9 protein-coding genes and 3 pseudogenes are annotated in these 16,578 nt (G+C 35.8%); 3 read left to right on the forward strand and 9 right to left on the reverse strand.

Going from position 1 to position 16,578, the window contains the following annotated elements:
* Positions 1-2 precede the first annotated feature (2 nt).
* From J576_RS13210 to J576_RS13250, 9 genes are all read right to left on the reverse strand, one after another.
* Entirely contained in the window at positions 3-449 is a 447-nt protein-coding gene (locus J576_RS13210; RefSeq protein ID WP_025467932.1) for a hypothetical protein, read from the reverse strand.
* Positions 442-915, reverse strand: coding sequence for a hypothetical protein (locus J576_RS13215; protein WP_050560293.1), 474 nt, complete (start codon positions 913-915; stop codon positions 442-444). Before J576_RS13215 ends, J576_RS13210 begins: the two co-directional genes overlap by 8 nt.
* The gene (locus J576_RS13220) at positions 866-1,303 is read right to left on the reverse strand and encodes a hypothetical protein (RefSeq protein ID WP_002047998.1); all 438 of its coding nucleotides are present in this window, start codon (positions 1,301-1,303) and stop codon (positions 866-868) included. The genes J576_RS13215 and J576_RS13220 overlap by 50 nt, the downstream gene beginning before the upstream one ends.
* Before the next feature lie 2 nt (positions 1,304-1,305).
* The gene (locus J576_RS13225; protein ID WP_033855623.1) at positions 1,306-6,129 is read right to left on the reverse strand and encodes an RHS repeat-associated core domain-containing protein; all 4,824 of its coding nucleotides are present in this window, start codon (positions 6,127-6,129) and stop codon (positions 1,306-1,308) included.
* Between the two features lie 70 nt (positions 6,130-6,199).
* On the reverse strand, positions 6,200-9,394 hold the full coding sequence (locus J576_RS13230) for a type VI secretion system Vgr family protein (protein ID WP_025468002.1): 3,195 nt from the start codon (positions 9,392-9,394) through the stop codon (positions 6,200-6,202).
* Positions 9,395-9,630: 236 nt separating this feature from the next.
* Entirely contained in the window at positions 9,631-10,188 is a 558-nt protein-coding gene (locus tag J576_RS13235) for a TetR/AcrR family transcriptional regulator (RefSeq protein ID WP_025468003.1), read from the reverse strand.
* Between the two features lie 779 nt (positions 10,189-10,967).
* The gene (locus J576_RS13240) at positions 10,968-12,227 is read right to left on the reverse strand and encodes a ParB/Srx family N-terminal domain-containing protein (RefSeq protein ID WP_002054115.1); all 1,260 of its coding nucleotides are present in this window, start codon (positions 12,225-12,227) and stop codon (positions 10,968-10,970) included.
* A gap of 377 nt (positions 12,228-12,604) precedes the next feature.
* Complete coding sequence (locus tag J576_RS13245) at positions 12,605-13,483, reverse strand: MetQ/NlpA family ABC transporter substrate-binding protein (RefSeq protein ID WP_002054113.1); 879 nt, start codon at positions 13,481-13,483, stop codon at positions 12,605-12,607.
* A 561-nt stretch (positions 13,484-14,044) separates the two neighbouring features.
* Positions 14,045-14,389: a DUF3969 family protein gene (locus J576_RS13250; RefSeq protein WP_002054096.1), complete on the reverse strand. Its 345-nt coding sequence runs from the start codon at positions 14,387-14,389 to the stop codon at positions 14,045-14,047.
* A gap of 548 nt (positions 14,390-14,937) precedes the next feature.
* Here J576_RS13250 and J576_RS13255 point away from each other — a divergent pair.
* The 3 pseudogenes from J576_RS13255 to J576_RS13265 all read left to right on the forward strand — a co-directional run.
* Positions 14,938-15,294 (forward strand): annotated as a pseudogene (locus tag J576_RS13255) (tyrosine-type recombinase/integrase); the annotation flags it as partial.
* 72 nt (positions 15,295-15,366) lie between these two features.
* A pseudogene (locus tag J576_RS13260) lies at positions 15,367-16,146 on the forward strand (toll/interleukin-1 receptor domain-containing protein); the annotation flags it as partial.
* Between the two features lie 42 nt (positions 16,147-16,188).
* A pseudogene (locus J576_RS13265) lies at positions 16,189-16,578 on the forward strand (IS5-like element ISAba27 family transposase); the annotation flags it as partial.

A 16,578-nucleotide genomic window follows, 5' to 3' on the forward strand; every position in this document is an offset into this window, starting at 1 on the left:
AATTATTCACATATATCCAAACCCGATTTGTTATAACTATAAGAGACTATATCTCTATTATAATTAGTCATATATAAATCGCCGCCCTTAAACGTAGTCACAGTTTTAGAAGTAGGACTAACAACATTGATACTATTATTTAAGCCTAGACAATAGGTTTCAGAACCTATTCCAGCTCCTTTATAAGTCCAACCATCTTTTTTCAATAATTCAATAATTTTAGAAGTCTTATCTGATTTTAATGGCAATTCCAAGTAAGCTAATTGAGCCTCCGCACGATTTAATGAATTAACAATTTTTATATCATTACCTACTACTGGTCTTATTTTAATAAAGAACGGGTATTTGTCAGCAGCAGCTTCATGAGGTCGCTTATAACAACCAACTTGTAATATTAAAAAAAGCAGAACTAACACTGAAAATATTTTTTTCATTAGGAATTTATTCACAAATATCTATTCCCCATTTATCATACATGTAAGACACACCATTCATGCTATAGTCTGTTATATTTAATTCTCTTCCTTTATAGTCATAAACACCATTTGATATAGGAACAACAATATTTATTTTATTATGTAAGCCTAAACAGTAAGTATCTACGCCTTGACCATGCCCTTTTAATACCCAGTCATCCTTTTTTAACTGACTAACTACTTCATCTATCTGATTAGTTTTTTTTGGTAAATCAAAAGAAGAAATTTGAACTCCTGCTTTATGGAATGAGTTCAAATTTTCAAGATTATCGCCTAATAAAGCTTTCATTTTTGCTTCAAATGGATACTTATCAGAAGGTTTTTCATATATTCCATTAGAACAACCTATTTGAACTAATAAGGAAAAAATTAATATAATTTTCCAAAAATCATTCACACAAATCCTCACCCCATTTATTATAACTATAAGATATAGCATCAGAATTATAATCAGTTATATTTAGTTTACCTCCTTGATAATCATAAACACCAATTGCAGTAGGGCTAACAATATTAATACTATTATTAGCTCCTAAACAATATGTATCTACCCCTTGTCCATGCCCCTTTAATATCCAACCATCTTTTTCTAATTGATTAATTACTTTTTTCAATTTATTAGGATCTTTTTCAAATCTAAAAGAAGAAATTTGAACTTCTGCTTTACGCAACGAGTTTACAATTTTAAGATTATCGCCTAACAATGCTTTCATTTTTGCTTCAAATGGATACTTATCTGAAGGCTGTGGATAAATGCCTCCCCCTCCACCGCAACCAGTGAATGTGAAAAGCATAAAAGCTGCTAAACTCAATTTATTTAATTTCATATTTAGTCCTTAATCGCTCCCGTAATGGTTCTGCCTTGTGCTTCAACCCCATATCCAAAATTAAAATCTGCACCGGGTGTACCTACACCAACTTCTAAACCTTTCATTGTATCTGAAGTAAAATATGCTTTTATCTTATCACTAACAGAACTTGAACCTGTATCAAGTGGAAGTACGACACCTGCTCGCACTCCCCAAATTCCACCACTAGCACTTCCTGCTAATCCTGTTAAAAACTGATCTGTACTATTAGCAGATGATCTTTCAGCAGGCTTATTAAATATATAACCTGCCATACAGCTTGCTGAAAATTTACCTTTTAACTTAGAAAGATCAGATGCACCTAATTTTCGACTACCATCAATTATCGAAATCGCGTTACGACCGATTGCTTTCGCTCCTTTTGCATCTGGCGTTGAAGCAGCCCCTACTTGAAAGACTTTACCATTATGTAAGTTTGTGATCTCTGCATACGCAAAAGGGCCCACACCACCTGAACAATAAACATAGTCAAATAAAGGAGCGGCTTTGAGCTTACACGTTTCACCTGTTTTTAACCAACAGTCATAATTGCGATAAGCTTCATACTCTAAATTGGATGCAGCTTTCGGACTTAAACCTATGAGTTGTCCTCCATAAGTCGGATATAGACCAAGTGCATCCACCCATAAAGTAGGGTTTAAAACATAAGCATGATGGTTTAAACCTGCATATAAATCGATTGGGTCTTTTGTTATATATCTTGCACTATAAGGTTCATAGTAACGATAACGGTTATAGTGCAGTTCTGTTTCACGGTCGTAATACTGCCCTTGAAAGCGTAAATTATTTTGTTCAAATGGATTATCTTGATTTACTACTTTAATTTCCAATGCCGTTCCCCACGTGTCTTGGAAAATTTCCCACACACACTCTCCTCGGGTATTGGTCATGGTTTGGGGTGTTCCGACCTGATCACAATGGTAAAAGGTAATTTGCTCTACATCAGTACGCTTTTTCCGAGTATTACTATTCCATACTGGGTCTTTATAAATAGAATAAGGTTTTGTTTGATATTCCTGATAATCAGGTGTTTCTATCAGCTGAATGAAATCCTTATAACCTGTTTGTAATAAGGGAGTGAAGCTATCAGGTTCATAAATATAGTGCTTTGTATAACTAGTCTGTGCCGATTTGACAGACTCCCATATCATTAAATCGCCATCCCAACCAAATAAGGTTAATTCATTAGATGTTTTTTTGTAGAGTCGACGACCAAATACATCGTAACCATATTCTGTAACTAGACCATTATTATTACTACGAATAAGTCTGTTTTGGTTGTCCCAAGTCAGCTTAAGGTTTTTACCAGCCTGAATAATCTCTGTCACATTACCTTGAGCATCATATTGGTAGTGTTTACCTTTATAACTTTTAATAAGGTTATTTTTAATTTGTGCTGGACTTAATACCGAGTCAGAATCAATTAAGTTACCTGCCGGGTCAAAGCTAAAGTTTTCTGTTTTGTGTAAACTTTGAGCTGCGATTAAACGCCCAATTGGGTCATATTGATAATTGAGCTTACCCAAACGGCTATCTTCAACTTGACTAAGCAAATAGTTTTTATCGTAGTGATATTTTCTATGTGCTTGATATTGTAAATAGTCTTGGGTTTCTTGCTCAGGTTGAATGAACTGTGAACTCAGTAATCCCACATCCGTATATTGTTTGGTTTGCATGAGTCCATTTGCTAATAGTCGTGTTGTTTCTCTATGCAAATCATCACGCTGAAATGAAGCAACTTCTTGGTTATTTAAACCAATTGCATAAATATGCCCTGAACCATAAACAAGATGATTCAGTGTATGTCCATCAGGTCGAATTGTTTTAATTAAATTTCCAAGCTCATCATATTCATAATGTAATACTGCTGTGAGCGGTTTCAGTTCTGGAATTTTATAATGCTGGTGCTCTCTAACCAACTGCCCAAGTGCATTGCGATAGAAATCAATTTGGCTAACCTCATTACTAGCTCGGCTCAGCTGGTTATTCAGGTTATAGTCAAATTGCTCTGTTTGTTTCTGGCCTGTATGTAAATGGGTAAAGCTTTTCGAAGCAATTTGTCCATCTGCATAATAGTCAAATTGGGTCAGTATATTTGGTTGACGGATTTGAAATAACCTTCCGTTCTCATTGTAAATATAGTGCTTTTCCTCTCCATCAAAGGCATGCTCACGTATCAAATATCCATACGGATTGTATCCAAACAAATATTCAGCTTGATTCTGGTTAATCAGCTTTTGAATGCGGCCTTGTTTGTCCCATTGATAAGTTACGCTATGACGATTGGCATCAATACGCTGCTCTAATAAGCCAACTCGATTGTACTTATATTCCGTTACTAAACCTTTAGTATCGGTATGTTTAAGTAAACGTCCTTCTTCATCATATTTAAAGTGTTCTTTTAACCCATCAGGATAAATAATTGTTTCTAACTGGTCGTTATTGTTACTACTATAGATAAATTGTACTTTCTGCATATCGGCATTATTTTGAGAAAGTAGTTTTCCATTTCTATCATATTCCCAATAACTACTTTTTTCAGAGCAATCACTATATGAAATCATCTGCCCCAATTCATTATATTGAATTTTTTTAACACCACCTTTTGCATCAATAACTTCAATCAATTGATTATCATTGTTATATTTATACTGTGTAATCTGACCTAAAGGATTGATCTCTTTGCTAACATTACCTTGAGTATCATATTCACGTTTCCAAATATTACCTTCAGCATCTTTAATTTCGATTGGCATATTATTTTTATTATATGCAAAACGAATTATCCCACCGTTTGGCTGGACAATCTTAACAAGTTGATCTTGATCATTGTATTCTTGTTGAGTTTCTCGCCCATCAAAATCGATTTGCCGAGTAATGCGCTTTTTCCCATCACGGCTATACCATGACTCACGCCCATCCGCTAAACGAGTTCGATAAGTAAACCCATCAAGATCAAAGTAATAATAAGTTGGTGTGTCATAAGCATCATAAACCGCCACTTGGCGTAAGCGCGGATGCCATTTTAGTTTGGTATGGAAACTGCCATCATCCGCCCATTCTTCTACTGCTTTAGATTTGGCTTCAGTTGATTCATAGCGAATATTTTGTCCACGCCCTGTACGGTCTGTATAGCGCGTTAGTTGATGAAATTGGTTATATTCATATGTTCTTGTATGACCATTCTGATCAATCGCTTTAATCAAGTTACCTTGGGTATCATAATCATAACGCGCTAATGGTTCGGGTTTATCATCTAAAAACACCGCAATGATTTTAACTTGCTCATTAAAAGCAAATTTCAGCTCATACTCTGCTTGTTTAAATTTAAAATTGATAACCTTTAAATATGCTATGTGATCTAACAAAAGATACTCTAGAAGAATTTCCTCTTGAGAAGTCTCATTCATTTTTTTAACTAAATAATAGTTTTTTCCCCCATCAAAGCTTTGAAAATGAGATCTCCATTCACCTCCAAAATCTAAAATTAATTCCCCATTTTTAAGGGGTTTAATAATCCATCCCTCATAAGGCACTTCATAAGTTTCAAGTGTAATAGAAGATGGCAGTTGATGCTTTCGCCCCTTACTATCAATAAATAGATAGCCTTGAGCAGTTTGTTGAATCATATTGGAGAATGGCATCATCCAACGTGCACCGACCATACTTTGATCAAACTCATCCATTTGTGAGTTATATTGCCTTATAAAAGAAAAACCTATTTTCGGTAAATAGAAGTCTGCATGTTGAACCCATTCAGCACCAATTGAATAGCTAATACTTTTTCCAGATTGGGAATCAGGGCCTTCACATGGAGGAGCATTTAAAGCATCTACCTGCAAACTTACAAACTCTAAAGTGTCTCCTTTCGTATGCCGTTCATATTCACCCGTCTGGTTGATTGGCACACTTGCATTACCTTTGTTTTCTAATGCTTGTATAGCTTTCAGTGTTTCTTGTAATAGCCATGCCAAAGTATATTTTTGACCAGCATTTGCTTGTTGTTGCAAAGTTTGACTTAAAGCTGCAATAGCTTGAGTTGCTTCTTGTTGCAAATGGCTTGTTATATTTGGTTGTATTTTAGGGGTTAAGTCTGCTTGGCTCGGCTTTCCTAATAAATCAATGAGTGGAACAGCCCAGTTAGTAAATTTGAGTTTTGGATCTCGTTTTTCTGCACTCGCACCTGCCACAGTGGTTATTCCTGTATTTATACCAGTTGCAGGGGTCGCCATGCTTTGTAGGATGGTTACACCCAATGTTGCAGCGCTAGTAAGTAAACTGCCTAACTTCGCTTGAGTCTCTTTTAAAAACTTCTCTAAATCTCCAGCGATCATCGCATTGAGATGCAAACCTAAACGCTTAATATCTGTTTCTTTAATTTTTCCATTTTCTCGATATAAGCACTCGGCCATTAAACCAAACATCGGACGCAAAGCCATGCGCGCATGAGCTTCGTTATTCGGTTCCGAAAATAAACCAATTAAATTTGCAGCAAGTAACGCTCCACGTTGTGCAGCAGCTTCACCAGTTTTCTTATCTGTAGCATAGAGCATTAGGTCTAGTACACTACCTGTCAATGCAAAGATATTAGCAACCGTGGTTATGTTGGCCTTACTTTTTATTTGTTCTAATGAGGTATTTCCGCACACTTGTAAATACAACTGAATTTGACTTGCGATCATTTGCAAGTCTGCTACATCCGTCACGCTATTTAAGTTAAAAACAGCAAGTTCAACAGTAGGTTGTTTTTTAATTTCTTTATGTTGTGTATTCTCATTAGCCATTAATATAAAACCTTTAATTCATTAAATTACAACAATATTTTTCTATGTTGGATCGCTCTATTCATCCAATCTACTTTTTTGACCGAATAAAATTATCTAAAGCCCCTTGCTGAATAGGTGAATCTTGATTTATGGACTTAGATAATTTTGCGGTCATTTGATCAGTCAAAAAACCTTGGCTTTGCTCTTTTAGCATTTCAAGAGACTGGCTTGGATTTACCGCCATTTGTCCAAGACTTTTCATTTGATCGGCAGATAAATTGAGATTAAGTTGTTTAGAAACCGTATTGAGTGCGGTATTGGTTACTTGATTTTTAATCTGGCCTAGTGCTTGCCCAGCTAAATTATCTAAAGTATTTTTACCCAAGTTTTTGAAACTATTTTTATCAGTTGAAAGAAGATTATTTTGCAACTGAGACATCGTATTTTGCCCCACTGCTTCTAGGGCATTTTTCATTAATCCTTGAACACTTTTGACTGGCTCAGCCCAAGTGTATTTACGATTAAAATCACTGCTTTGTAGCCATGCACTAGTATTGTCCTTCTCAAAAACTACTTTAGCTGGTCCAGGCGCAATCCCTGTTACTTGTGCAAAACCATTCCCATCAAGTTTGCCTGTAATTTGCTTACCTAATGAATCAATGACCTTATAGCTATTTTGCTTAAAGAAGTTATCTCCACCATAACTCCGTAGTAGCTCCAACGCTCCCTGCATAGGTTTAGCTTTAGGTAACTCAGGAGCACTGGCGTTTGCACTCGCTCCTCCCATAAACAAATGCTGTCCTGCATTGACTTGGAATTTCCCGCCAGTTTTCGGAAAGATTCCTGAGCCATTCAGAGTAATTTGAGATGAGCCACCCGTGATTTTTACTTCTTTCGGGCTACTAATGATGACCTTGTCATCGGTTGATGAAATTGTAATTCCAAGTTTGCTCAACACATCCAGCGCATCTGCCTGAGCTTGTATTTCTACCTTGCCTTGTGCTGCGACTGCTTTTAGTCCACTTTGTGCTGCAAAGAGGCTGATCTTATTTTGAGCATGGGCAATGACATTCTTTTGAGTACTTATGTTAATGCTGTCTCCAGCAACCTGATTGATTTGTGCATCAGCCGAGATATGAATATCTTCAGACGTACTCAAGGCTATGCCATCCGGTGAGCTTAAAAGCAGTAAAGCTTTTTCAAATTTAGCGATTTGTTGCTGAATTTGTGAGGCAAAATCTTTTAACTGCTCAATCGATTCTATTTCATCGGTTTTCTGGTTTTTAGCGATGTCACTCAGTGCTTTACTGTTAGTCTGACTACCTTCAAGTTGCTTTTTGGCAACTTCGGCATCGAGGTGTTCGCCTTTAGCATTATCCTGTTTATAAGTAGATACCAATAAACCTTGCCCCGCACGCACTGCTCCCCATTGGTCCGTACGCAGTTCAAAACCTTCTCCGCGGTCTTCACTTTCCGCTTTATCTTTAGGATGGCTCAGTTTCCCCAGATTTAACTGGCTTGCACCATGACTGCTTTGGAGTTGGGTACTAATTTGTCCCGGTGTATCATCAAATCTGAGTTGTCCAAAACCACCACCTGACACTTCTTTGGAACGGATACCACTGAGCTTTTTAGTATCGGGAAGTTTACCTTTGTTATCAAATTTGGTTGGATGACGCTGAGCCTCATGCACTCGACCCATCACAAACGGTCGGTCTATATCACCATTAAAAAAGTTAATAACAACAATTTCACCAATACGCGGTAAAAAACGTGCACCGTAACCTTCTCCAGCCCACGGTGTTAGAACGTCAATCCAAGCTGAATCGGTGTCATTATTGTTGGTTCCTGCTCCACCATCATGGCTATGGTCATCACTACGGGTAAATAGGAAGCGGACTTTAATACGCCCCCATTCATCTACATAGATTTCTTCACCTTCAGGACCGACCACTTTCGCACGTTGTGGATGAGTGGCAGGACTATGAGTTTGTGGATTATAAGCTGGAGTAGTTGGAATATGACGACGTTGTAAAATCAACTGATTCGCTTGGCGCTCGTCAGTATTACTCGCTTGCCAATCACTTTGTTGAACTAAAGTTTGGATTTGCTGGTTTAAATCTTTGGGTAAATTATTTTGGTTATAGTAGTTCTTACCTACAATTAAAAACTCTTTATCTGCACCGTTATGCTGATCTATTTCAGGGTGTTCATTGAGTTCAAACCAATAGCCGACTTGGGTATCTCGTACTGTGGTTTTTGCAATGAACTGCTTAGACTGAGCATCATAATAAGCACTTAGGTTCTGGTTAAACTTTTCTAGTTGTTGATTGCTTGCGGAGGTTGCCCCATCTTCGCCATTTAAATCCTGCATCCATGCCGGACTATAGTGCCATGCTTCTTCGAGGCTTAAGCTCTGGTTGTCATAGTTTGAACTATGTTGGTGTTTACTTTGTACACTGCCTGCCCCATCAGTTTGTTGCAATACATCTGACTGCCAACGCTGCACAAAAACAGAAGTCGGCTGTAAACTACGGTCAGCCATTAGGCTGGTCATGCTATCGGATTGTTCAGTTGCACTGCTGCGGTGGTAACGAATCGCTCTTCTTGTCAGCGCTTCATATTGGTTATTATCATCAATCAAACGTAATTTTTGTGGCTGAATATGGTCCGTATTGCTAGCTACAGTAAGCTCTGCTTCGTCAATGAGCCAGCTAATGCCTTCACTACGCCATAAACGAGTTAAAAAGTCATAGTCACTTTCATTGAGCTGCATAACAAAAGGACGCACATCGTATGTCTGTTTTAACCCACTCAAATCTAAAGTCAGACTAGATGCAAATAATGGACTTTTTCCCTGCCATTCCTGAAATAGAATCTCACTAATTTCTTTCACACTCTTGTTCATAAACACACGACTATTTCTGCGTTTATGCCAGAGATAAGTTGGATCACTTATGGCCAGCTTATATAAAGTTAAAGCACCATCACTTTGTCCTTGTGATGCTCCGGTAATAATACCCGTAGTACGGAAAAAACTTCCTCGATCTGTTATTTGGTCAACAGCAACCTGCACCCCAATAAATGTCTTAAGTGGAATGTGAGCATTGGTTGATAAACAAATCAACTCAGCTGTCATGCCCTGATTAAGATAATGTTGCCCATCTATACGTTGTAAAAAAACCTGACTATTCAGGGATGCATCTGAAAATTGAAGATACACCGAACGATGTTGTGAGAGAAAACCAACACTCTCTAAGATCTGAAAAGTATTATTAAACATCACTTATTTTATAAATTTGAGTTACAATCGACTATATCTTATAAAAAATAGACAGATTTGTCTATCTTGTTTGTATTAACATCAATTTCAACCTTAGTCTGTCAAAGATTTTATATAAAAAAAATATAATGCTAAAACTTAAGTAAATAGTAATAACGCTGTATGAAATAGAATTAAAATAAAACATAATAGATATCCCCAAGGCCATATACTGAGTGATGGGTCATAATTTTTCTCTATACCACCGACATAAAAAACCGCTCCACAACTTTATCTCTTTCGTCCAAATTATTTGTACTTAAAAACTCAAACATTAAGCCATCTATTAAGTTTAAAACCATGTCAGCACTTGGTCTTAAATCACGAGTTTCTAGAGAAAATACCAAATCAAAAAGTTCTCTAGTCAGCCATTTTCTATACTCAATTGCCATACGGTAAGCTTGAGGATAAGTCACTTTAATTTCAAAAAAAGCTTTAAGTAATAAGTGATACAGACTGCTGTAATTGACATGTAAGACTACAATTTCTTTAAGCTTATCAGTTGGTGTGCGGTAATGGCTTGAGTAAATAATGGCGAGCACCTCTTCTTTAAGCAGGCTTTTTTGAAAAGCAATGCACATTTCAATCAGACCTTCTTTTGAGCGAAAATAGTTATACAACGTCGCCTTGGGTACTTCGCACTGTTTGGCAATCAGGTCGACACCTGCTGTATGAAACCCGTAGGTTGTAAATAGACCAATAGCTGTTCGAATAATATGTACTTTTTTGGAAGAGATTTCTAAATCATTTGACATAGTTTTACCGTTATAAATTCTTGTTGTTTCTAAAAGAGAAAAAAGCCTGTGCCCTTTTTGGGAGAAAAAAGGCACAGCAAAGCCATAAAGACTGTGCTTGGCACATCTCAAGTTTTATTGTTGATACAAATTTTTGAGCCGTAATGACTTAAAGCCTGAGAACCTTAAAGGCCAACAAACTGTTTAAAGATGATTTAAGTGGTGTCGTTATAGCTTTTGGCAAAGGCTGCCAAGAAATAATGGATGTGCAAAGCCAACTCCTTTTTATAGGGAGTTCTGCCAAAACATTAAAATTATGGTGGCAGAACGAAAGAGGGTTGACGAACTGGTCACACGAGGCCAGCACACCCGAAGGTGTCCCTCTCCCGTCCTACCGCTACGAGAGGGAGACGAGGAGCTGCACAAAACTATCCCTCAGAAGGAATAATTCTGATACTCGTGTGATTGCGGTTCGTCAAAACCGACTGGCAATGTGGCCAGCAAGCAAAGAATAGTGTCCAAGTTTCTTGCCGTCAAGCACACAAAATGACATTTGTTTTAAATTAGATCATTAAAAAAGTAAGGCTAAATAATCAACAAGTTATTGTTAATTTGAGGTTTATAAAAATAGTGAAAATCTTAATAGCATCTGTAAGACGAAATATTTAGGGCTTAATTAAGAGCAAGATATGGCTTCTTCATTTTTAAATTATCAATTCTATTGTGACTAAATGCTAAGAATTTACCCATACAAAAAGGGAGTGAATTTACTCACTCCTTTCTTATTAAATATTCGTGAATTACCAACCCCAACACGTTCCTGTAGCAGGTTTTCCACATAACTTGTAATTTACCGCATACCAAATACTTCCACCTGTACGCGGTGTTTTATCTTTCTTAATTTCGTCACGGGTCAAATCTGCAAGATTAGAAATTGAAGTTGCCGTAACAGAACCTTTAGCAGCATTTTTCACAAGCTGTAATGCGCCCAAATCTGCGGCAGTTGAAGTACCATAAATAATATCAGTTGGTTTGGTACTTCCCATCAGTAAGGAATAATCAGCAACCGCTGCCTGATAGCCTGTTGCACTGCCCGATACAGTTAAGTCACTTTTTATTTCAGTAGTTGCCAATACATCTGCGGCACCATACACACTCGCATCGATATGATAGAAACTTAAAGGATGTACCAGATTATTAGCAATTTGCTTATTAAACCAATCTTCCCATAAAAACTCAGTATAGTCCGTTGCATTGGCAACTTTGCTATAACCAATATCACGTGTGAAATAGACCAGTGAACGATATGGATTATTTTGCATACCGTCAGGGTTAGTTGCAGATTTCAGGCCTAAGTTTTTAGGTAATTGTTGATATGAAATCGGTTGGTTTTTCCCATCTCTTAACCATGCTTGGCCATTGGCAAGCATTTTCGCCCAAAACTCATCCGCAGTTTTACTATCGCTATAATTCCCAACAACTTTTACCCATACTTTAAGTTGACCACCGCCATCAGGCAGCTCACGGAATTCGGTCATTGTATGATGACCATCAGTCAAATAAAGGCGCCCATCATACCCCACAACCACTGTTTTCAAATCAGCCGTTTCAGTACCCGGCTGTTCTTGACAGTTAAATGTCTCCAATTGTTTTAAATTGGCCTTTTGTAGATCTTGGAGACTTGTAAAATCATCACGACCTTTTGCACCAATCGCTTCACAATAATCACTAAACTTCTTACCAATGGTTTTATTTAAATAAACTAATTGATTGACTGGATCTGCTTGCCAAGTTGGGCGCTGTAAATCACCTTGCCAACGCCCTAATTTATAATAAATTTGATCATAACCAATTGCACCCTGCGTTGGGATCAAATCAGCAATCGTAACTTGAATTACGTCATTTGTTTTTGCTGTTAGAAAACGCTGGTCACGGGTATCTGTAGGTGTTGGGGAAACTACTGTAGATTGCTGATTTTGGCTATCATTGCAGGCAGTAATAGCCATCATGCTCGCAACAAGAAATACTAAACTTAGAACTTTATAAGATTTTTTCTGCATGTCTGGAAACTACCCCAATAAATTGGATTATTTTTAATCAACAGAGTTTCATTTAGATGACTAATCGATGTCATTTTGATGAATATACCCAAACAGATATATGATTTAAAAAATGAATAGCACACAAATACTAAAAAGAACTGATGGCAAAAACTTTTATAATTAGTAAATGATTATGCCTGCTCTATTCTTTATTCCACAGAACAGCTTAATTTTTTCACACTTAATTCTTTATAAAAATGTCTTTAAATATAAGTTTAAAGTTAAGGAATAAATAATTTTATTATAAGAGAGCTTAAGTACAACATTATAAATAAAAAGCTAAGCCCCGATTAACGTGACTTAGCTTTAAAAAATAATTCTAATTAAGAAATTACTTATTTGATGTCTGCAAATTCAGAAACAGGTTTGTTCACTTCAACTTTTGTGCCACCAAATTTTTCACTCACAAATTTTTGTACTTTAGGTAAGTGATAAAGTTCACCAAGTTTCGTATAGATCGGGTCATTTTTGTTTGCTTCAGCTACACCCAATAAATTGACATAAAGTTTAGTAGACTGATCAATTGGCTCACGGAAGATAGAATCTTTCATTACATTGAGGCCACCTTCAAGTGCCAATGTATTACCAAGTACAATTGCATCTACATCGTTTTTAACACGAACTGCTGTAGTCATTTGAATTGGTTTTAATTGTAAATTTTTAGGGTTTTCAGCAATGTCGTTCGTAGTCCCTTTTACAGGGTCAAAGTTCGGTTTAAGTTTAATCAGTTTAGCAGACTGTAATAATGTTAATGCACGAGCTTCATTGGCAGTATCATTTGGAATAGCAATGGTAGCGCCTTGTGGGAACTCATCAACAGTTTTAATTTTATTTGCATAAATACCCATTGGTTCCAAGTAAGTTGTTGCAACAGCAGCAACTTTAGCTTTATTTGAAGCATTGTATGCTGCCAAATAGTTGAATGACTGGAACGCATTTACATCTTGCTCACCATTTGCGACAGATGTATTGAGCACAACATAGTCAGTTAAGTTAGTCACTTCGAGTTTAATACCAGCTTCTTTAGTCTCAGGAAGCGTTGCAACGTATTTCCATACGTCAGTATCTGAACCTGTTGAAACCAGTTTAATTGTTCGAACTGACTCACCTTTGTCTTTAGCTGGTGCAGTATTTTCAGTTTGTGCAGGTTGTTTATTACATGCTGTCAGTGTGAGTACAGATGCGCTGAACAGTACACTAAATAATTTTTTCATAGATACATCCTAAAATAGGAAACGCCTAACCCACAAAAGAGTGAGGCATTCCCAACCATTGGGTCGAAATGCAAAATTTGGCTGGAAATAATTTCCAGATATAGGGTTTAGAAGCCTGAATTCAGCATTATTCTTTCCGTGAACTTGCTCGCTGAACAATAGAATTATGTTTTGAAACAGTCTCTAAATATTGGTTCATCATATATCAATAAATGAATATTCTACAAATAACTTGTTCAATTTTGATATATAGACAGGCTCTCAGTAAACCAATGAAAACAAAAAATATATTATATAAATAAAAGAATTTTGATCAAATTATATACTTAATTGATTTATATGAAATTTTCAGGATTTGTTATCAATATTTAAGCTAAATATCAGTTTAATTTGTACTTTAATTTTATGTTTAGGAAAGACAATTCATCTCATAAACTTTTCTTTAACAGTATAGAACACTGATTGAAGAAGAACAGATAAGTTCTCATTTCTTAAACACATCACTTGCTGTACAGCCATATCTAAGGTGTCAGTAATATTTTCTTATATCTTAAATATATCTCAACCATACTTATCAAATAGATTTTGATCATACCATTTTTCAGATTCAAAACTGGTTTCAGGTAAATTCTTAATCATATCCTCACATTCCTTAAAGATTTTTTCGACTTCACCTTTAAAATCTATATTAAACCTATCTAAATCTTCTAGCTCAGTCCCTCTATGAATTATATTAATTAAGTCAATAGAGTAGCTATTTTCTTTCAAAAGTTTAAGCATATATGGTGTATACAAAAAATACTCAGCTTCATTTATATCTATATAATTATTTTTTAAAGAATGTAAAATCCCGAGATTAACTAATAAAATTAACTTTTCCAAGTCAGTTTTTCCAGATCTAAACATTTAATTCTCCCATTATTTTTCCATCTTAACTCAAAAACTTTAAATTGGCTTTGGAAATAATAGATATATACTTACTAAAATATATTTTTTACAAACAGCATTACTCTATTAAATTTTTCTATTTTAAATTTATTCAAATTCTAAAAAATGTTTAAGGATATTTATTAAATTAGAATTATATATCCTTATATTTCCATCCCCTACAAATTAAATATGGTAGTTTCTCAATTCCAAGACCAGATATTGACTCAACTCGATCGATTTCAGCAATAAAAAAAAGCCCCTGCTTTTAACAGGGGCTTTTAGAATTTGGCGGAAGCGGTGTTAGTCAAATTAAACAACCAAACCACTGATAAACATACAAAAAATAATTTAATTTTAGTTTTTTACTGTTATTTTTACTACAATAAAATTTCAACCAATCATTTGTTTATATTTCATTCACCTGACACTATTCTTGCTTAGTAAGCTAATGATTGTAAATTACAAATCATCTTAAACTACCCATTCTAAGACAGTTCATGTAATTTTACCTCAATTAAGAGTTCATTCGAGAATATATTCAATTAGAAGATTTTATATTCCCCGCCCCACGTAGTGGTGAAATGCTTTCCGACATGCCATTGACTACACTAATCAAGCGTATGCATGAACAAGAACTAAAAAATGGCTTAGGCTATATTGATCCAAAACAGAATCGTATAATTACCACACATGGCTTTCGGTCTACTTTTCGTGACTGGTCTGCGGAAAAAACTAATTATGCGCGTGAAGTCTGTGAACATGTATTAGCGCACAAACTACCAGATAAAGTTGAAGCTTCTTACTTGCGTGGAGATTATCTAGATAAACGTAAAGAATTAATGGCAGATTGGGCAGAGCACTGCTCTACGCTTACAGAGTGATGTAACACATAAACCTTGTATTTCGCCTAACCAAATAATAATCTTACCCTTTATATTTATCATAGAGCCAACATGTCAATACAAACTATAAGCAGTACCATAACAAGGTTAAATAAGGAGTTAGCAGATATTACTCATCGAATGAGCTTAGAGCAGAAAAAGGGAGCTGATATAATTTCTAAAATTTTACAAATTCAAAATTCTATCGGGAAGACAACTAGCCCCTCTACATTAAAAACAAAGTTATCAGAAATTAGTAGGAAAGAACAAGAAAACGCTCGTATACAATCAAAACTTTCAGACTTACAAAAGAAAAAGATTGATATTGATAATAAGCTGCTGAAAGAAAAGCAGAACCTTATAAAAGAAGAAATACTGGAAAGAAAAAAATTAGAGGTCCTGACTAAAAAACAGCAGAAAGACGAAATTGAACATCAAAAGAAGCTGAAACGTGAAATTGATGCTATTAAAGCTTCTACCCAATATATTACTGATGTTTCAATATCATCTTACAACAATACAATACCTGAGACGGAACCAGAATATGATTTGTTTATTTCACACGCTTCAGAAGATAAAGAAGATTTTGTCAGACCGCTTGCAGAGACATTACAGCAACTTGGAGTAAACGTTTGGTACGATGAATTCACGTTAAAAGTTGGGGACAGTTTACGTCAAAAAATTGATAGTGGTCTCCGAAACTCTAAATACGGTACCGTTGTTCTTTCAACTGACTTTATTAAGAAAGACTGGACCAACTATGAACTTGATGGCTTAGTAGCTCGAGAAATGAATGGCCATAAAATGATTTTACCGATTTGGCACAAAATTACTAAAAATGACGTTTTAGATTAGACCTCTTGCGAAAGTAAAAACCACCTCAATCTAAATTTCATGAGATATCAGAAATTAAATCGTTTTTCAGATTCTGAATTCCAGCGCTTGGTTGGTGTACCTCGACCAGTTTTTAGTGAAATGATCGAAGTTTTAAAAGAAGTAGAATCACTTAAAAAGAAATCTGGGCGTCCTCATACTTTAGCTATAGAGGATCAATTATTATTAACACTCAATTACTTACGGAATTACAGCACTCAATTGGAGTTGGCTGCAAATTACCATATCGCTGAAAGTAATGTGAATCGAACCATTAAAAAGGTTGAAGATGCATTGATGAAATCAAGACGGTTTACTCTGCCAAAACGAAGCATTACCACAGCAGACGAACAGTTTAACTGGGTCATTATTGATGCGACAGAATGTTCAATAGAACGTCCGAAAAAAAAA

This window comes from Acinetobacter sp. 766875 (genome assembly GCF_000582055.1).
Lineage (GTDB): Bacteria > Pseudomonadota > Gammaproteobacteria > Pseudomonadales > Moraxellaceae > Acinetobacter > Acinetobacter nosocomialis.

What these genes read in the sequence shown, in the direction of transcription:
- J576_RS13215 (WP_050560293.1), bottom strand. Translation starts at nt 915, where the DNA reads ATGCTATATCTTATAGTTATAATAAATGGGGTGAGGATTTGTGTGAAT.
- J576_RS13225 (WP_033855623.1), bottom strand. Translation starts at nt 6,129, where the DNA reads ATGGCTAATGAGAATACACAACATAAAGAAATTAAAAAACAACCTACT.
- J576_RS13220 (WP_002047998.1), bottom strand. Translation starts at nt 1,303, where the DNA reads ATGAAATTAAATAAATTGAGTTTAGCAGCTTTTATGCTTTTCACATTC.
- J576_RS13240 (WP_002054115.1), bottom strand. Translation starts at nt 12,227, where the DNA reads ATGCAGAAAAAATCTTATAAAGTTCTAAGTTTAGTATTTCTTGTTGCG.
- J576_RS13230 (WP_025468002.1), bottom strand. Translation starts at nt 9,394, where the DNA reads ATGTTTAATAATACTTTTCAGATCTTAGAGAGTGTTGGTTTTCTCTCA.
- J576_RS13235 (WP_025468003.1), bottom strand. Translation starts at nt 10,188, where the DNA reads ATGTCAAATGATTTAGAAATCTCTTCCAAAAAAGTACATATTATTCGA.
- J576_RS13245 (WP_002054113.1), bottom strand. Translation starts at nt 13,483, where the DNA reads ATGAAAAAATTATTTAGTGTACTGTTCAGCGCATCTGTACTCACACTG.
- J576_RS13250 (WP_002054096.1), bottom strand. Translation starts at nt 14,389, where the DNA reads ATGTTTAGATCTGGAAAAACTGACTTGGAAAAGTTAATTTTATTAGTT.